General features: G+C 65.6%; 15 protein-coding genes and 1 tRNA gene. All 16 read right to left on the bottom strand.

Annotation, left to right across the window (positions count from 1 at the left end; genetic code table 11):
• Nucleotides 1-4: 4 nt before the first annotated feature.
• The gene (tgl, locus tag VFZ09_RS35240) at nucleotides 5-754 is read right to left on the bottom strand and encodes a social motility TPR repeat lipoprotein Tgl (RefSeq protein ID WP_329732139.1); all 750 of its coding nucleotides are present in this window, start codon (nucleotides 752-754) and stop codon (nucleotides 5-7) included.
• 39 nt (nucleotides 755-793) lie between these two features.
• Nucleotides 794-1,261, bottom strand: a complete 468-nt coding sequence (locus tag VFZ09_RS35235) for a social motility and stimulation tgl protein (protein ID WP_329732138.1) — start codon at nucleotides 1,259-1,261, stop codon at nucleotides 794-796.
• A 19-nt stretch (nucleotides 1,262-1,280) separates the two neighbouring features.
• On the bottom strand, nucleotides 1,281-2,012 hold the full coding sequence (locus VFZ09_RS35230) for a hypothetical protein (RefSeq protein WP_329732137.1): 732 nt from the start codon (nucleotides 2,010-2,012) through the stop codon (nucleotides 1,281-1,283).
• 107 nt (nucleotides 2,013-2,119) lie between these two features.
• Complete coding sequence (locus VFZ09_RS35225) at nucleotides 2,120-2,863, bottom strand: lytic transglycosylase domain-containing protein (RefSeq protein ID WP_329732136.1); 744 nt, start codon at nucleotides 2,861-2,863, stop codon at nucleotides 2,120-2,122.
• Nucleotides 2,863-3,207, bottom strand: coding sequence for a phasin family protein (locus tag VFZ09_RS35220; RefSeq protein WP_329732135.1), 345 nt, complete (start codon nucleotides 3,205-3,207; stop codon nucleotides 2,863-2,865). Before VFZ09_RS35220 ends, VFZ09_RS35225 begins: the two co-directional genes overlap by 1 nt.
• 293 nt (nucleotides 3,208-3,500) lie before the next feature.
• Nucleotides 3,501-7,721, bottom strand: a complete 4,221-nt coding sequence (gene rpoC / locus VFZ09_RS35215) for a DNA-directed RNA polymerase subunit beta' (RefSeq protein WP_329732134.1) — start codon at nucleotides 7,719-7,721, stop codon at nucleotides 3,501-3,503.
• A 105-nt stretch (nucleotides 7,722-7,826) separates the two neighbouring features.
• Complete coding sequence (rpoB, locus tag VFZ09_RS35210) at nucleotides 7,827-12,059, bottom strand: DNA-directed RNA polymerase subunit beta (protein WP_329732133.1); 4,233 nt, start codon at nucleotides 12,057-12,059, stop codon at nucleotides 7,827-7,829.
• A gap of 183 nt (nucleotides 12,060-12,242) precedes the next feature.
• Entirely contained in the window at nucleotides 12,243-12,623 is a 381-nt protein-coding gene (gene rplL / locus VFZ09_RS35205; RefSeq protein ID WP_329732132.1) for a 50S ribosomal protein L7/L12, read from the bottom strand.
• A gap of 86 nt (nucleotides 12,624-12,709) precedes the next feature.
• Nucleotides 12,710-13,228, bottom strand: a complete 519-nt coding sequence (rplJ, locus tag VFZ09_RS35200) for a 50S ribosomal protein L10 (protein ID WP_329732131.1) — start codon at nucleotides 13,226-13,228, stop codon at nucleotides 12,710-12,712.
• A gap of 413 nt (nucleotides 13,229-13,641) precedes the next feature.
• Nucleotides 13,642-14,355, bottom strand: a complete 714-nt coding sequence (gene rplA / locus VFZ09_RS35195) for a 50S ribosomal protein L1 (protein WP_329732130.1) — start codon at nucleotides 14,353-14,355, stop codon at nucleotides 13,642-13,644.
• Nucleotides 14,356-14,393: 38 nt separating this feature from the next.
• A complete protein-coding gene (rplK, locus tag VFZ09_RS35190; protein ID WP_329732129.1) occupies nucleotides 14,394-14,837 on the bottom strand; it encodes a 50S ribosomal protein L11 in 444 nt (147 codons plus the stop codon).
• A 102-nt stretch (nucleotides 14,838-14,939) separates the two neighbouring features.
• Nucleotides 14,940-15,482: a transcription termination/antitermination protein NusG gene (gene nusG, locus VFZ09_RS35185; RefSeq protein WP_043392853.1), complete on the bottom strand. Its 543-nt coding sequence runs from the start codon at nucleotides 15,480-15,482 to the stop codon at nucleotides 14,940-14,942.
• Entirely contained in the window at nucleotides 15,482-15,925 is a 444-nt protein-coding gene (gene secE, locus VFZ09_RS35180) for a preprotein translocase subunit SecE (protein WP_329732128.1), read from the bottom strand. Before secE ends, nusG begins: the two co-directional genes overlap by 1 nt.
• Before the next feature lie 86 nt (nucleotides 15,926-16,011).
• Nucleotides 16,012-16,087 (bottom strand) — tRNA-Trp (locus VFZ09_RS35175).
• A 24-nt stretch (nucleotides 16,088-16,111) separates the two neighbouring features.
• Entirely contained in the window at nucleotides 16,112-16,276 is a 165-nt protein-coding gene (gene rpmG, locus VFZ09_RS35170) for a 50S ribosomal protein L33 (RefSeq protein WP_043392848.1), read from the bottom strand.
• A gap of 97 nt (nucleotides 16,277-16,373) precedes the next feature.
• Nucleotides 16,374-17,543, bottom strand: a 1,170-nt coding sequence (gene tuf / locus VFZ09_RS35165; RefSeq protein WP_329732127.1) for an elongation factor Tu, incomplete at its 5' end; no start/stop codon positions are given.

The following is a 17,543-nucleotide window of genomic DNA, read 5'->3' as shown; positions in this document are numbered from 1 at the left end:
CTGGTTACAAGGCCTCGAGGAGCCGGTGGCAGTCGTCCTTGAGGACCTGGCTCCTGGCCTTGGCCTCGCAGGCGGTGAAGCTCTGCCGCGCCTCTTCCATCTTCCCCTGCTTCACCTGGCAGGCGCCCTCGCGCAGGTAGGCATCGGCTACGTCCGGGCAGGCCTCACGATAACGGCCAAAGTAGCGGCATGCGTCGGAAACGTTACCCGTCTCCTCGTAGATGACACCCAGGTTCTTGTAGCCCATGCAGAAGCCGGGGTTGGTGGTCACCGCGGCCTTGATGTTCTGCAGCGCGCGCTCCGTCTCGCCCTTCTTGTAGAGGGCCCAGCCGAGGTTTCCCTGGGCGATGAAGGGCGTGGGGTAGAGCATGTCGTTGAGGGACGCCTCGTACAGCTTGATGGCCTCGTCGTAGCGCGCCTGGGACAGGTACACGTTGGCCAGGTTCGTCTTGGCCTCGGAGAAGCCGGGACGGTACTCCAGCGCCTTCTTGTAGTGCTGGATGGCCTCCTCGGGGCGGTTGAAGGCCAGGTGCAGGAGGATGGCCATGGCGTTGTGGGCCTCCGGGTACTCCGGATCCAACGCCAGGGACTTCTCCATCTCCTTGTAGGCCTCCTGCACGTTGCCGGCTGCCTGGGCCTGGAGGCCGATCTCGTAGCGGAGCTCGGCGCCGCGGCGCTCCTGCTCGGTGGGGACGTGCTTGCAGCCCACGAGGGCGAGCGCGAGGAGCCAGGCGGAGGAAAGGCGGCGGTGCATGGGGTCGGTTCTTCTCTTCACGGCGGGGTCAGGGGTGATTCAGAAGGAGGCCAGCAGGCGGCCCAGGTTCATCGAGGCGGTGCGCTTCTCGTCGGCGCGGCTCTTGGCGGCGCCCGGCACCAGCTTCGGGTCCTTGTAGAAGACGGGCAGCGTCTTGAGCAGCTCGTCCTGGCCGGCGGGCTGCAGGGAGCGGAAGTGCGCGTCGTCCATCATGAAGCCCATGGACTCCACGAAGGCGAGCGCCTCGGCCTCGTCCTGCTGGTAGTCGTCCTGGCTCGCGGCGCGGCGGCCGGGGACGTACACGGCGCAGTCCTGGGCCTCGGGGAGATACAGGTAGATGAAGACGGCGAAGCCGCCCGAGCCGCGCAGCCCCAGCACGAAGGCCTGAGCCGGCCCCGCCTGCTTGCCGGGGATGGCCAGGTGCGGCGAGTTGATGGACTGGTACAGCGCGAGGACCTGCTCGCGGCTGGCGGGCAGGCCTCGGAACCGCTCGTCGATGGAGAACACGTTCGGCGCAACCCCCGCGCTACCGCGTGGTGAGGGTGAACTCCTCGGACTGATCTTCCGTCTCCGCCGCGGTGCGCTGGTAGCGGATGAGCGGGTTGTCGATCATCACGTTGCCGCCGCCCTCGTTGCCCTCTCCGATGATGACCTTGAACACGTGCTGGGGAGATTCGCTCCGACGCGAGCCGGACGCCACTTTGTGGGCCATCATCAACACGGTGTTCTTCCCCGGCTGGAGCAGGTGGGTGATCTCCGTGATGACCTGGTCCTCGGCGCTGCGCAGCTTCCGCACCCAGCGGGAGTTGACGTAGAGGTCGATGTCGTACTCCGCCATGCCCACCACGGGCTGCTCCGTCACGAGCCAGTAACGGCGGGTGATGCGCGCCGGGGCGGTGTCCACCGGAGCGGGCGCGGGAGCCGGGGTCGCCACGGCCGGAGCGGGCGCCGGGGCGGGCGTGGGAGCCGGAGCGGGAGGCGGGGCCACGGGAGCCACCGGGGCGGGCGCGGGAGCCGGAGCCGCGGCGACGGGCGCGGGAGCCGGGGCCACGGGGGCGTTCACCAGCTTCACGGCATAGGCGGGAGCGTCGATGTAGACGTTGCCCTTGTCGTCGATGCGGACGGAAGCGACCTTCTCGAACTTCTGGTTCGTCACGCCGTCGATGCGGACGCCGTTGAGGAACACCGAGCCGGCGAGAGCCGACATGGGCAACAGCAGGGCCGAGAGGACGAGGGCGGGGATGGAGCGGCGCGGCATGATGAAGACTCCTCCGGGGTGAGAGCGATAGCGCACCCGCCCGGGACGGACAAGCGCGCCTCACCGGAGACCGGGGCAGCCGCCTGGAAATTCAGACGGCTGCCTGCTCAGGGAGACTTCTCTTCGGGGCTCTTCTCCAGGGCCTCCCGCTGGGCGAGCGCCCAGTCTCCACCCAGCCCCTCCCCTTCCCGGAACCGCTTGAAATCACGGCGGACGAGCCGGGGATAGCGCCGGAAGGTGTCCAGCTCCCCCGCCTTCTTGGCCTGCCAGATGCGGGTGGGGCCGGCGTTGTAGGCCATGAGAGCCAGGTCCAGGTCGCCGAAGCGGTCGTTCAGCTCGCGCAGGTAGCGGATGCCCAGGCGCACGCCCAGGGCCGGATCCGAGGCCACCTCCTCGCGCGACAGGCGCAGCCCCTGCTTCTCCGCGAGGAAGTGCAGCGTGCTGGGCTTGATCTGCATCAACCCCCGAGCGCCCTTCTCGGAGACGGCCTCCTCGGTGAAGTCCGACTCCACGTCGATGATGGCGAGGATCAGCAGCGGGTCATACCCCGTCCGGCCGGACTCCTCGGCGATGGCGTGGACGATCTGCCGGCGCAGGGTGAGACCGAGGTCCGGGGCCCGCTTGGCGAGCACCGCGTCGATGAGCGCCGCGTCGGGGGGCGTCACCTCGAAGCGAGAGGGCTCGGCCACGAGGGGCACCTCGGGAGGGGCGAACAGGGGCACGGCCCGGGCGGAGAGCACCAGGGCCACTCCAGCCACCAGGGGCAGCTTTCCACACCCCGAGCCGAGTGCATGAAGCCAGCGGAACAGCCCCTCCCCACGCCGCCCGCCTGGAGCGGAGGGGGTGGCCATCACTTGCGCTGCCCCAGAGCGTCGATGCGCTCGGCCAATCGGATCAGCCGTGCCTCGATGTCCTGGATATCCTCCCTGCGGGGAATCTTGATGGTGAGCAGGGCGCGCTTCACACCCTCCTCCACGTTGTGCTCCAGGTCCTTGCGATGACCCGCCAACCGCTCCGTCAGCAGACGGCCCTGGCGGATCATCTCCTCCTGGCTCCACCCGGCCAGCTCGGCCACGCGCTGCACGGTGCGGGCGGCCTCGTCCTCGGCGGTGGACACGGCCAACAAGGCCTGGCTCCACACCCGCTCGAACGTCTCGGCCAGCGGGCGCTTCTGCGGGGTCTCCACCTTGTCCATGCAACGCTCTCCAGCACGGCTCCCCGGGCCCGAGTCCCGGAAAGCGGGGTAAGGACAACCGAGGTAAGCACAGCCCTCGATTGAAGGAAACGCCTCCCACGCTCGCCCGCCTGCTCCAGGCGTCCACTGCTGGATGCTCGCCCGGTGAGCCCGGGTCGACCTCCATGGTTCCCTTCGGATTAGTGCACCAGCGCGTCACCCGTCAAGCCGTGAAACCGTAAAGAGCCGAAAAGAAAACCGCCACCCCGGAACAACCGGAGCGGCGGTGGGAACTTCAAGACAGCGGGTGCGGACTAGGCGGCACCGCTGGTCTGGGAGCCCTCGGGCCGGCCGCCGGTGGGGGGCAGGCTCGGAGCGACATCGTCCTCGTGGGCGATGGCCAGGGCGGCCTCCATCTCGGAGATCTCGTCGGCGGGGCTCTCCACCTCGATGTCGAGGTACTTGTAGTTGGGGAGACCCGTACCGGCGGGGATGAGCCGACCCATGATGACGTTCTCCTTGAGGCCGCGCAGGTAGTCCACCTTGCCGTTGATGGCGGCCTCGGTGAGCACCTTGGTGGTCTCCTGGAAGGAGGACGCCGAGATGAACGACTCGGTGGAGAGCGAGGCCTTGGTGATGCCGAGCAGCAGCGGCTCGCCGACGGCGGGACGCATGTCCTTGGCCATGACCTTCTCGTTCTCCTCCTCGAACACGTACTTCTCGACCTGCTCGTCGACGAGGAAGCTGGTGTCGCCCACGTCGGTGACGCGCACGCGGCGGAGCATCTGCCGGACGATCACCTCGATGTGCTTGTCGTTGATCTTCACGCCCTGGAGCCGGTAGACCTCCTGCACCTCATCCACCAGGTAGCCCGCGAGCGCCTTCTCGCCGAGCACCTTGAGGATGTCGTGCGGGTTGGCCGAGCCCTCCATCAGCGCCTCGCCGGCCTTGACGCGGTCACCGGCGTGCACGTTGATGTTCTTGCCCTTGGAGATCAGGTACTCCTTGGCCAGGTCGGTGCGCAGCTCGCCGTTCACCTCGGGGGTGAGGATGAGCTTGCGCTTGCCCTTGGTGTCCTTGCCGAAGGACACCACGCCGTCGATCTCCGCGATGGCCGCGGCGTCCTTGGGCTTGCGGGCCTCGAAGAGCTCGGCCACGCGGGGCAGACCGCCCGTGATGTCCTTGGTCTTCGTGGTCTCGCGAGGCACCTTGGCGATGACCTCACCGGCGTGGATCTCATCGCCGTCGTTGACGGTGATGATGGAGCCCTGGGGCAGGAAGTAGCTGGCCGGCGCCTTGGAGGACACGAGGTTCTTGGTGTTGCCCTCCTCGTCGCGCAGGGTGATGCGCGGACGGGCCTCGGGGTCCTTGGACTCGACGACCGTCTTGCGGCTGAGGCCGGTCACCTCGTCCAGCGACTCGTTCATCGTGACGCCTTCGATGATGTCCTCGAAGCGCACGGTGCCGCCCACCTCGGTGAGGAGGGGGATGGCGAACGGATCCCACTCGGCCAGCAGGGTGCCGGCCTCGAGCTTCTGGCCCTCCTTCACGAGGATGCGGGCGCCGTAGATGACCTGGTAGCGCTCGCGCTCGCGGCCGGTCTCGTCGACGATGACGAGCTCGCCGTTGCGGTTCATGGCGACCAGGCTGCCGTCCTTCTTCTGAACCGTGGCGAGGCCGGAGAACTTCACCGTACCCGCGTTGCGGTTCTCGAGGCTGGACTGCTCGGCGCGCCGCGTGGCCGCACCACCGATGTGGAAGGTGCGCATCGTGAGCTGGGTACCCGGCTCGCCGATGGACTGCGCCGCGATGACGCCGACGGCCTCGCCCACGGACACCTTGCGGCCACGGGCCAGATCACGGCCGTAGCACTCCACGCAGATGCCGCGCTTGGCCTGGCACGTGAGCACCGAGCGGATCTTCACCTTGTCGAGGCCGCTGTTCTCGATCTTCTTGACGCGGTCCTCGTCGATCTCCTCGTTGGCGCGCACGAGCACGTCGTTGGTGACCGGGTCGAGGATGTCATCGAGGGCCACGCGGCCCAGGATGCGCTCGCCGAGCGGCTCGATGATCTCTCCGCCCTCGACGAGGGCGCCGATGAACAGGCCGTCCATGGTGCCGCAGTCGTACTCGTTGATGATGGCGTCCTGCGCCACGTCGACGAGACGGCGGGTGAGGTAACCGGAGTTGGCCGTCTTGAGGGCCGTGTCCGCGAGACCCTTACGGGCACCGTGGGTGGAGATGAAGTACTGGAGCACCGAGAGGCCTTCACGGAAGTTGGCCGTGATGGGGGTCTCGATGATTTCACCGGACGGCTTGGCCATAAGGCCGCGCATACCGGCCAGCTGACGGATCTGCTGGGCGGAGCCGCGGGCACCGGAGTCGGCCATGATGTAGATGGGGTTGAACGACGGCTGCTTGCGCACCTCGCGCTTGCCGTCCTTCTCGCCCACGGCCTCGTCCTGGGAGATCTGCTGCATCATCTCGGCGGCCACCTTCTCGGTGATCTCCGCCCAGATATCGATGACCTTGTTGTAGCGCTCGCCGTCGGTGATGAGGCCCTCGAGGTACTGGTTCTCGATCTCGGCCACCTCCTTGCGCGCGAAGTCCAGGAACTCCTGCTTCTTGGCAGGAATGATCATGTCCTTGAGCGCGATGGAGATACCGGCACGGGTGGCGTTGGTGTAGCCGAGCGACCGGATGCGGTCGGCGAGCAGCACCGTCTCCTTCTCGCCGGTGAGGCGGTAGCAGAGGTCGATGAGGCCACCGAGCGACTTCTTGTCGAGCACCTTGTTGATGGCGTCGAAGCCCACCCGGCGCGGCACGATGTCCCAGAGGAGGACGCGACCGACGGTGGTCTCCTTGCGCTTGCCGAGGATGCGGCAGACGATCTTCGCCTGCAGGTGCACCTCGCCGTGGTCGTACGCGGCGCGGACCTCGTCGGGCGAGGCGAACACACGGCCCTCGCCGTGAGCGAACTCGCGGGCGCGGGTCATGTAGTAGATGCCGAGCACCATGTCCTGCGTGGGGACGATGATGGGCTTGCCGTTGGCGGGGCTGAGGATGTTGTTGGTGGACATCATCAGCACGCGGGCCTCCATCTGAGCCTCGATGGAGAGCGGCACGTGGACGGCCATCTGGTCACCGTCGAAGTCCGCGTTGAAGGCGGCGCACACCAGCGGGTGCAGCTGGATGGCCTTGCCCTCGATCAGCACGGGCTCGAAGGCCTGCATGCCGAGGCGGTGCAGGGTGGGGGCGCGGTTGAGGAGGACCGGGTGCTCGCGGATGACGTCCTCGAGGATGTCCCAGACCTCGGGACGCTCCTTCTCCACCATCTTCTTGGCGCTCTTGATGGTGGTGACGTACCCCTTCTCCTCGAGCTTGTTGTAGATGAACGGCTTGAAGAGCTCGAGCGCCATGATCTTCGGCAGGCCGCACTGGTGCAGGCGCAGCTCGGGACCGACGACGATCACGGAACGGCCGGAGTAGTCCACGCGCTTGCCGAGCAGGTTCTGACGGAACCGGCCCTGCTTGCCCTTGAGCATGTCGGACAGGGACTTCAGCGGCCGCTTGTTGGGGCCGGTGATCGTCTTGCCGCGGCGGCCGTTGTCGAACAGCGCGTCCACGGCCTCCTGGAGCATCCGCTTCTCGTTGCGGATGATGATGTCCGGGGCGTTGAGCTCCTGGAGCCGCTTGAGGCGGTTGTTGCGGTTGATGACGCGGCGGTACAGGTCGTTGAGGTCCGACGTGGCGAAGCGGCCACCGTCCAGGGGGACGAGCGGACGCAGGTCGGGCGGGATGACGGGGATGACGTCGAGCATCATCCACTCCGGCTTGTTGCCGGACATCCGGAAGGCCTCGGCGACCTTGAGGCGCTTGGCGTACTTCTTCTTCTTGGCCTCCGAGTTGGTCTCGCGCATGTCGCGGCGGAGATCCTCGGACAGCCGGTTCACGTCGATCGACTTGAGCAGCTCGCGGACGGCCTCGCCGCCCATGCCGGCGGAGAAGGACTCCTCACCGTGCTCCTCGTAGAGCCGGTGGAGCTTCTCCTCGCTGACGAGCTCGCCGCGCTGCAGCGGCGTCGCCTTGGGGTCGATGATGATGTAGCTCTCGCAGTAGAGGACCTTCTCGAGCTCCTTGAGCGTGATGTCGAGCAGGTTGCCGATGCGCGAGGGCAGCGACTTGAGGAACCAGATGTGCGCCACGGGCGTGGCGAGCGTGATGTGGCCCAGGCGCTCACGGCGCACCTTGGACTGGATGACCTCCACGCCGCACTTCTCGCACACGACGCCGCGGTGCTTCATGCGCTTGTACTTGCCGCAGTTGCACTCGTAGTCCTTCACGGGGCCGAAGATGCGGGCGCAGAACAGGCCGTCCCGCTCCGGCTTGAAGGTGCGGTAGTTGATCGTCTCCGGCTTCTTGACCTCGCCGTGCGACCACTGCCGGATCTTGTCCGGCGACGCCAGCGCGATGCGGATGGCGTTGAACGAGAGCGGATCCTTCGGCTTCTCGAAGAAGTTGAAAATGTCCTTCACGGTGCCTCCGAATTTCTTCTGAGCGCGTGAGCGCGAATTCGTTTCGCCTGGCCGCCAGCGCCCGCCCGCTGAGGGAGCGGGCGCCGGGGGTCAAGCACGCTGGGACTAGGCCTCGGTACCGGTCTTCACGCGGTCCTCGCCATCGCCACCACCACCACCGAAGTCTCCGGAGAAGGAGCGCTGGCGCTCGGGCGGAGCGCTCTCCAGCAGCTCGACGTCGAGCGCGAGCGACTGGAGCTCCTTGAGGAGGACGTTGAACGACTCGGGCAGGCCGGACTCGAGGACGTTGTCGCCCTTGACGATCGCCTCGTACATGCGCGTGCGGCCCACCACGTCGTCGGACTTGACGGTGAGGAACTCCTGGAGCGTGTACGCCGCGCCGTAGGCCTCCATCGCCCACACTTCCATCTCTCCCAGACGCTGGCCGCCGAACTGGGCCTTGCCGCCCAGGGGCTGCTGCGTGACGAGCGAGTAGGGCCCGATGGAGCGGGCGTGGATCTTCTCGTCCACCAGGTGGTGCAGCTTGAGGATGTACATGACGCCCACGGTGACGTTCTGGTCGAACGGCTCACCGGTGCGGCCGTCGAAGAGCACCATCTGGCCGGTCCGCGGCAGGCGGGCCTCGTCGAAGAGCGAGTGGATCTCCGTCTCGCGCGCGCCGTCGAACACCGGCGTGGCGACATGGATGCCCTTCTTCAGGCGGTAGCACAGGCTCTTGACCTCGTCGTCATTGAGCCCGTCCACGAAGTCGCCGAAGGCCTTGTCGTCGTAGACGGTCTTCAGCTGCTTCTTGAGGTTCTCGCCGCTGTAGTTCTCGTCGATGTAGCGCTGCAGCTGCTCGCCCACGCCCTTGGCGGCCCAGCCCAGGTGCGTCTCGAGGATCTGCCCGATGTTCATGCGCGAGGGCACGCCCAGCGGGTTGAGCACGATGTCCACCGGACGCCCGTCCTCGAGGTACGGCAGATCCTCCTCGGGGAGGATGCGGGAGACGACGCCCTTGTTACCGTGGCGGCCGGCCATCTTGTCGCCCACGGCCAGCTTGCGCTTGATGGCGACGTACACCTTGACCATCTTGATGACGCCCGGCGGGAGCTCATCGCCCTTCTTGATGCGGGCGATCTTCTCGCCGAAGGCCAGCTTCACGGCCTCGGTGGTCTCCTCCAGGTTGCGGAGGATGTCGCGCAGCTTGCCGTCGAGCGGATCGCCGACGGAGATCTCCGTCCAGTACTTGTACGGGACGGTGGCCAGCAGCTCGTCGGAGACGATGTCCCCCTTCTTCAGGAGGATCTTGCCCTTGTCGTCCACGAGCTTGCCCTGGATCTCCTTGCCACGGAGCATGATCCGCAGGCGGCCGTAGGCGCTGTCGCGCAGGACCTTGATCTCGTCGTTCTGGTCCTTGAGGAGCTTGGCCTCCTCCATGGACTCGATCTGCTTGGCGCGCTCGTCCTTCTCGACGCCCTTGCGGCTGAACACCTTGGCGTTGATGACGGTGCCCACCACGCCGGGGGGCACGCGCAGCGAGCTGTCGCGCACGTCGCCGGCCTTCTCACCGAAGATGGCGCGCAGCAGCTTCTCCTCGGGGGAGAGCTGGGTCTCGCCCTTCGGGGTGATCTTGCCCACGAGCACGTCGCCGGGCTTCACCTCGGCGCCGATGCGGATGATGCCGCTCTCGTCCAGGTCCTTGAGGGCCTCCTCACCCACGTTCGGGATGTCGCGGGTGATCTCCTCCTTGCCGAGCTTGGTGTCGCGCGCGATGCACTCGAACTCCTCGATGTGGATGGACGTGAAGACGTCCTCCTTGAGGATGCGCTCGGAGATGAGGATGGAGTCCTCGAAGTTGTAGCCCTGCCACGGCATGAACGCGACGACCACGTTCTGGCCCAGCGCGAGCTCGCCGGTCTCGGTCGCGGGACCGTCGGCGATCACGTCACCCTTCCGCACCCGGTCGCCCTTGCGGACGATGGGCTTCTGGTTGAGGCACGTGTTCTGGTTGGAGCGCTGGTACTTCAGGAGGTTGTAGATGTCGACCTCGCTGGAGATGTCGAACGCGCCCGCGGCGGAGTCCGCCTTCACCACGATGCGGCTGGCGTCCACGCTCTCCACGATGCCGTCGCGCCGGGCCACGCAGGTGACGCCGGAGTCGCGGGCCACAATGGCCTCGATGCCGGTGCCCACGAGCGGAGCGGCGGTGCGCAGCAGCGGAACGGCCTGGCGCTGCATGTTCGAGCCCATGAGGGCGCGGTTGGCGTCGTCGTTCTCGAGGAACGGGATGAGGGAGGCGGCCACCGACACCAGCTGGTTCGGGGACACGTCCATCAGGTCCACTTCCTCGGCCTTGGCCTGGACGAACTCACCGCCGCGGCGAGAGGACACGAGGGCGTTGACGAACTTGCCCTTCTTGTCGGTCTCGGCGTTGGCCTGGGCGATCGTGTGCTTCTCCTCCTCGAGGGCGGAGTAGAAGGCCACGTCACCGGTGACCGAGCCGGCCTCCACCTTCTTGTACGGCGTCTCGACGAAGCCGAACTCGTTGACGCGAGCGAAGGTGGACAGCGACGCGATGAGGCCGATGTTCGGACCTTCCGGCGTCTCGATGGGGCAGATGCGGCCGTAGTGCGTCGGGTGCACGTCGCGCACCTCGAAGCCCGCGCGCTCGCGGGTGAGGCCGCCGGGCCCGAGGGCGGACAGACGACGCTTGTGCGTGACCTCGGACAGGGGGTTCGTCTGGTCCATGAACTGCGACAGCTGGCTGGACCCGAAGAACTCCTTGATCACCGCCGTCACCGGCTTGGCGTTGATCAGATCGTGCGGCATGAGCGTCTCGATCTCCTGGAGGCTCATGCGCTCCTTGATCGCCCGCTCCATGCGCACCAGACCGATGCGGTACTGGTTCTCCAGCAGCTCGCCCACCGCGCGCACACGGCGGTTGCCGAGGTGATCGATGTCGTCGATCACACCCTTGCCGTTCTTGAGGTCCACCAGGTAGCGGATGACCTCGAGGATGTCGCGCTTGGTGAGGATCTGCCCGTCGAGCGGCTCCTCGAGGCCGAACTTGAAGTTCAGCTTGAGGCGGCCGACCTTGGACAGGTCATAGCGCTCGGGGTTGAAGAAGAGGTTGCTGAACAGGTTGGTGGCCGTCTCCGGCGTCGGGGGATCACCCGGGCGCAGGCGGCGGTAGATCTCCATGATCGCCTGCTCGGGCGACTCGATCTTGTCCAGCATCAACGTCTCACGCAGGTAGGGACCCACGTTGAGGTTGTCGATGAAGAGGACCTTGAACTCCTTGATGTCGCGCTTGAGGAGCTCGTCGATCTTCTCCTGCGAGACTTCCTCGTTGCACTCGAGGATGACCTCGCCGGTGTTCTCGTCCACCACGTCGTAGGCGGACACCTTGGTGAAGAGCTCGTCCGCGTCGATGGGGAGCGTCTTCATCTTGGCCGCCTCGAGCTTCTTGATGGCGGCGCGGGTGAACTTGCGGTTCTTCTTGACGATGATGTCGCCCGTCTTGGTCTTGATGTCGCGCGTGGCGCGCTGACCGGGCAACAGCTCCAGCTCCACGGACTTCTCGAAGTCGGTGTTGCTCTGGAGGTAGATGGTCTCCGTGGCGTAGTAGTAGTTGAGGATCTCCTCGGTGGAGCCACGGAACTCCAGCGGGTTCTTCTTGGCGGTGTCGGCCACCGCGCCCAGGGCGCGGATGAGCACCGTGGCCGGCAGCTTGCGGCGCCGGTCGATGCGGACGTACAGGATGTCCTTGTGGTCGAACTCGAAGTCGATCCACGAGCCGCGGTACGGGATGATGCGGGCGTTGTAGAGCAGCTTGCCAGACGAGTGGCTCTTGCCCTTGTCGTGGTCGAAGAAGGCACCCGGGCTGCGGTGCAGCTGGCTGACCACCACGCGCTCGGTCCCGTTGATGATGAAGGTGCCGTTCTGGGTCATCAGCGGGATTTCGCCGAAGTAGACCTCCTGCTCCTTCACGTCGCGGATGGACTGGGCGCCCGTCTCCTCGTCCTTGTCCCACACGACCAGGCGCACGACGACCTTGATGGGCGCCGAGTAGGTCATGCCACGCTGGTGGCACTCATCCACGTCGTACTTGGGCTTCTCGAGGTGATAGCTGACGAACTCGAGCGAGGACGTCTCGTTGAAGTCCCGGATGGGGAAGACCGACTTGAAAACTCCCTGAAGCCCGATGTCCTCACGCTTCTCCGGCGGGATATCAGCCTGGAGGAACTTCTCGTAGGACTGCTTCTGGATATTGATGAGGTTGGGAATGTCGATGGTCTTCGCGATCTTCGCGAAGGTCTTCCGCACTCGGAAGTTGTTCTGGATCTGCGTCGGCATTCGAACTCCGGGGCGAGCAAGCTCAGGCGGGGCGAGCTTGGGTAACGCGCAGCGGCAGCGGAAAATTTAGAGATACGGAAAGGGCAAAGCCGGCGCACCCTTTCCGGGCACGCCGGCCTGCTCATCCGGTCAGGAGGCGGCGGGAATTTTCCGAAACCCGTCGCCAACCTGAGACACAGCAAACTACTTGATGTCGACCTTGGCGCCAGCCGCGGTGAGCTGGTCCTTGATCTTCTTGGCGTCGTCCTTGTTGACGCCCTCCTTGACGGTCTTGGGAGCGCCCTCGACCAGGTCCTTGGCCTCCTTCAGGCCCAGGCCGGTGATGGCGCGGATCTCCTTGATGACGTTGATCTTGTTCGCGCCGGCGTCGGCGAGGATGACGTTGAACTCCGTCTTCTCCTCGGCGGCGGGAGCGGCGGCGCCACCAGCGGCGGGGCCAGCGGCCACGGCCACGGCGGCGGCGGAGACGCCCCACTTGGACTCGAGCTGCTTCACGAGCTCGGCGGCCTCCATCACCGTGAGGGTGGAGAGCTGGTCAACGATTGCATTCAGGTCAGCGGCCATTTCGATGTCCTTCTTTTTCTAGCGGCCTGTCTCCCCATGGGGAGGAAAAGGCCAGAGGGTTGCGGTGGGTTTGCTTCTGGGGGCTATTACTTGGGCTGCTTGTCCACGTTCGCCTGGAGCACGCGGGCCAGCTGGGAGCCGGGGGCCGCGATGGTGCGAACGAGCTTGCCGGCCGGCTGGTTGAGCATGCCGAGCAGCTGGGCGCGGAGCTCGGGCAGACCGGGCATCTTCGCCAGGGCCTTCACGCCCTCGACGTCGACGCGGCGGCCCTGCACGGACGCGCTGCGGACCTTGATGGTCTCGAGATCCTTGATGAAGTCCACGAGGATCTTCGCCGGAGCCACGACATCGTCGTAGCTGATGGCGATGGCCACGGGCCCCACGAAGTCCTGTGCAATGACCTCCACAGGCGTACCCTTCGCGGCGCGCTTGGCCAGCGTGTTCTTCAGGACCTTGTAGTCCACCTTGCCGTCGCGGAACTTCTTGCGCAGCTTGGTCACGGTCTCCACGTTCAGCTTGGAGAACTCCGCGACGATCGCAGTCTGAGCCCTCGAGAACTTCTCGTTGAGCTCCTTGATCAGTTCTTCCTTCTCGCTCTTGATCACTTGGTTTCACCTCCTCACGACACCCACCCGAAGGCGGGCTGGATTACCTGGGCCACAAGTGGCAGAGCGAGAGGAGCCCCGGAAGGCACCACACCGCACCTCCAGTCTCGGCAGGGCGACTCCACGAGTCGTTTGAACCCTGGGTGGTCTTCGTGGCTCCGACCGGTTGTCCGGTTGCCAACGGAGGGCACGAGTCCCACCCCGGGTCCCTGCTGTCTGGGACCAGGGATGTCTGAAGCGTCCCGTCTCATCGACGTGGCGCCTCAATTGCAAAAGCCGGGGCGCTATACCCGCGGCTTCGCGAAACGTCCAGCAAATTATGACTGCGGGCGTCAATCAGACGACGAAGGGGGCCTCCTGGATGAAGAGGCCCCCCTCCGTCTGAACCGACGACTCCCCTGCCCTACTTCTGACTACCGGTGGCGGGCGAGGATCTCGTTGGTGTCGATCTTGATGCCCGGGCTCATGGTGGCGGAGATGGCCACGCCCTTGAGGTAGACGCCCTTGGCGGTGGCCGGCTTGAGCTTCATCACCAGGTCCACCAGGGTGTTGAAGTTCTCGGTGAGCTTCTCCGGGGTGAAGGAGGCCTTGCCGACCTTGACGTGGACGATACCGGCCTTCTCGGCGCGGAACTCCACCTTACCGCCCTTGGCGTCACGGACGGCCTTGGCCACGTCCATGGTCACCGTGCCCACCTTCGGGTTGGGCATGAGGCCACGGGGACCGAGCACCTTACCGAGGCGGCCGACCACACCCATCATGTCCGGGGTGGCGATGACGGTGTCGAAGTCGAGGAAGCCGCCCTCAATGCGCTTGGCCAGCTCGTCGCCGCCCACCACGTCGGCGCCAGCACCCTCGGCCTCGGTGGCGCGCTCGCCCTTGGCGAACACGGCCACGCGCACCGTGGCACCCGTACCGTGCGGGAGGACCACGGCGCCACGGACCATCTGGTCCGCGTGCTTGGGGTCCACGCCGAGGTTGAGCGCCACTTCGACGGTCTGGTCGAACTTGGTGGCGCGGGTGGCCGTGGTCTCCTTCAGGAGGGCGAAACCATCGGCGATCGTGTAGCGCTTGTTGCGGTCCACCTTCGCGATGGCCGCACGGAACTTCTTACCGGTCTGAGGCATGTGAAATATCCTGTTTCAGAAGAGGTGGAGGTGGAAGGTCAGACGACGTCGATGCCCATGGAGCGCGCGGTGCCAGCGATGGTGCGCTTGGCGGCCTCCAGAGAACCGGCGGTCGTGTCGTCGATCTTCTTCTTGGCGATCTCCTCGAGCTGCTTCTGAGTGATCTGCCCCACCTTCTCCTTGCCCGGCTTCTTGGCGCCCGAGCCCTTCTTCTTCTCGGTGTGCAGGCCCGCCGCCTTCTTGATGAGGACGGCCGCGGGAGGCGTCTTCAGGATGAAGGTGAAGGAGCGATCCGCATACACGGTGATGATGACCGGGATGATCAGACCTTCCTTGGCCTCCGCCTGGGTCTTGGCGTTGAACTGCTTGCAGAACTCCATGATGTTCACGCCCTGCTGACCGAGCGCGGGGCCGATCGGCGGAGCGGGGTTCGCCTTGCCGGCGGGAATCTGCAGCTTGACCTGTCCTGTGACCTTCTTCATTTGCTGAGGACTGCCTTTCGAGACGGTGGTTCGTACGGGCCGCTTGACGGGCGGCCCTCCCACCCTGGGTATCCCCGAGCGCTCACGCGCCGGGGAAGACTGCTAGCCGGTGGTCTTCTCCACCTGCATGAAATCGAGCTCCACCGGGGTGGCGCGGCCGAAGATGCTCACGAGCACCTTCACGCGGCCCTTCTCGGCGTTGACCTCTTCCACCGTACCATTGAAGTTGGCGAAGGGGCCGTCGATGACGCGGACGGTGTCGCCGTCGGAGAACTGCACCTTCGGCTTGGGCTTGAGCGTGCCCTCGGAGATCTGCGAGGTGAGCCGGGCCACTTCCTTGTCGGAGATGGGCGTGGGCTGCTCGTTCTGCGCCGCACCGGGGAAACCGGTGATCTTCGGCGTGTTCTTCACGAGGTGCCAGGAGCGATCATTGAGCTCCATCTGCACGAAGATGTAGCCCGGGAAGAACTTGCGCCGGGATGTCTTCTTCTCGCCCTTCACCATCTCGACGACCTGCTCCATCGGGATCAGGATTTCGCCGAACAGGTCCTGCAACCCCTCGAGACGGATCCGCTCCTCCAGGCTCTTCTTCGCCTGGTTCTCGAAGTTCGAGTAGGTGTGGACCACGTACCATTTCATCGCCATTACAACTTCCCCCAGATGGCGGGTATCCACTCAACCATAAGGTTGTAGGCGAGGGTGTCGATGCAGAAGAGCAGGACGGCCGCCACGACGGAGGCGACGATGACCGCCACGGTCGACGCCTTGGTCTCCGCCCAGGAAGGCCAGGTGACCTTCATCAACTCGGAAGCGACATCGAGCGAGAGGGCGTGCGTCTTGGGATTCACGTAGGCCCCCACCGCGAGCCCCGCGGCGAGCAGGAAGCCCACCAGGGTGGAGACCTGCCAGTCGACGCCGTCGATGATGACGGGGTCGCTCCAGCCGGCCCGTGCCCAGATGAGGCCACAGACGTGCTCCAGGAAGAGCGCGAAGATGATACCCGCGATGAGGAAGAAGATGACCACGAGCCGCTTCGGGTCCATCCCCGAACGGTTCGCCTGCTGGCTGGCCTCGGATGCCGCTGCCATGATTCCTCGCTGACTGAAAACTGCCTGATCCCGGAAACACAGGGACCCCCGGTACGTGGGTACCGAGGGTCCCTGCAACTAACAACTGGCAGGCCAGGAGGGATTCGAACCCCCAACACGCGGATTTGGAGACCGCTGCTCTACCGTTGGAGCTACTGGCCTAAACACCCGACCACAACAACCGAACTAGACCTTACCTTCCTTATGGACGGTATGCTTCCGGTCGCGGGGGCAGTACTTGCTCAGCTCGAGCTTGTCCTGGCTCTTCCGCTTGTTCTTGGTGGTGTAGTAGTTCCGCTCCTTGCACACCGTGCACTCGAGCGAGATGATGCTGCGGTTACCCTTGGGCATGACTTGAACTCGATAAGCACGAGGGGAAAGCCGTTTATCACAGCTCCCCCTCGGGGTTAACCACCCTGTTGGGACGGGCAGGAAGCCCGCCAACCAACTAGGCGATGATCTCGGCCACGACGCCGGCGCCCACGGTACGGCCACCCTCGCGAACAGCGAAGCGCAGCTCCTTCTCCATGGCCACAGGGGTGATCAGCTCCACCTCGATGGCGATGTTGTCGCCGGGCATCACCATCTCGACGTTGTCCGGCAGCTTCACCGTGCCGGTCACGTCCGTGGTGCGGAAGTAGAACTGCGGGCGGTATCCCTTGAAGAACGGGGTGTGACGGCCACCCTCTTCCTTCGACAGGACGTAAATCTGCGCCTTGAACTTGGTGTGCGGCGTGATGCTGCCCGGCTTGGAGAGCACCTGGCCACGCTCGAGGTCCTCACGCTTCAGACCACGCAGCAGCGCGCCGATGTTGTCGCCCGCGCGGCCCTCGTCCAGCAGCTTGCGGAACATCTCCACGCCCGTGACGACCGTCTTCTGCGTCGGGCGCAGACCCACGATCTCGATTTCCTCGCCCACCTTGATGATGCCGCGCTCCACGCGGCCGGTGGCCACCGTACCGCGGCCGGCGATGGAGAACACGTCCTCCACCGGCATCAGGAAGGGCTTGTCCGTGGCGCGCTGCGGGGTGGGGATGTAGCTGTCCACCGCCTCCATCAGCTTCAGGATGGACGGCTCGCCGATCTCCGAGGTGTCACCCTCGAGGGCCTTGAGGGCCGAGCCGGGAACGATGGGGATGCTGTCGCCGGGGAAGTCGTACTTCTTGAGCAGGTCGCGGACCTCCATCTCCACGAGCTCACGCAGCTCGGGGTCGTCCAGCATGTCGACCTTGTTCAGGAAGACGACGATGTAGGGGACGCCGACCTGGCGGGCGAGCAGGATGTGCTCACGCGTCTGGGGCATCGGGCCGTCAGCGGCCGAGACCACGAGGATGGCGCCGTCCATCTGCGCCGCGCCCGTGATCATGTTCTTCACGTAGTCGGCGTGGCCCGGGCAATCGACGTGCGCGTAGTGACGGTTCTTCGTCTTGTACTCCACGTGGGCGGTGGAGATGGTGATGCCGCGCTCGCGCTCCTCGGGGGCCTTGTCGATCTGGTCGTACGCGAGGAACGTCGCGCCGCCCGTCTTCGCCAGCACCTTGGTGATGGCCGCCGTCAGGGACGTCTTGCCGTGGTCAACGTGGCCGATGGTGCCGATGTTGACGTGCGGCAAGCTTCT

This window comes from Archangium sp. (assembly GCF_036277355.1).
GTDB lineage: Bacteria > Myxococcota > Myxococcia > Myxococcales > Myxococcaceae > Archangium.
This window is presented reverse-complemented; position numbering and strand designations above follow the sequence as displayed.

Bases quoted from the DNA above. Each gene is read 5' to 3' on its own strand.
- tgl (WP_329732139.1), bottom strand. From the start codon at position 754: ATGCACCGCCGCCTTTCCTCCGCCTGGCTCCTCGCGCTCGCCCTCGTG.
- VFZ09_RS35230 (WP_329732137.1), bottom strand. From the start codon at position 2,012: ATGCCGCGCCGCTCCATCCCCGCCCTCGTCCTCTCGGCCCTGCTGTTG.
- VFZ09_RS35225 (WP_329732136.1), bottom strand. From the start codon at position 2,863: ATGGCCACCCCCTCCGCTCCAGGCGGGCGGCGTGGGGAGGGGCTGTTC.
- VFZ09_RS35220 (WP_329732135.1), bottom strand. From the start codon at position 3,207: ATGGACAAGGTGGAGACCCCGCAGAAGCGCCCGCTGGCCGAGACGTTC.
- rpoB (WP_329732133.1), bottom strand. From the start codon at position 12,059: ATGCCGACGCAGATCCAGAACAACTTCCGAGTGCGGAAGACCTTCGCG.
- rplL (WP_329732132.1), bottom strand. From the start codon at position 12,623: ATGGCCGCTGACCTGAATGCAATCGTTGACCAGCTCTCCACCCTCACG.
- rplA (WP_329732130.1), bottom strand. From the start codon at position 14,355: ATGCCTCAGACCGGTAAGAAGTTCCGTGCGGCCATCGCGAAGGTGGAC.
- rplK (WP_329732129.1), bottom strand. From the start codon at position 14,837: ATGAAGAAGGTCACAGGACAGGTCAAGCTGCAGATTCCCGCCGGCAAG.
- nusG (WP_043392853.1), bottom strand. From the start codon at position 15,482: ATGGCGATGAAATGGTACGTGGTCCACACCTACTCGAACTTCGAGAAC.
- secE (WP_329732128.1), bottom strand. From the start codon at position 15,925: ATGGCAGCGGCATCCGAGGCCAGCCAGCAGGCGAACCGTTCGGGGATG.
- rpmG (WP_043392848.1), bottom strand. From the start codon at position 16,276: ATGCCCAAGGGTAACCGCAGCATCATCTCGCTCGAGTGCACGGTGTGC.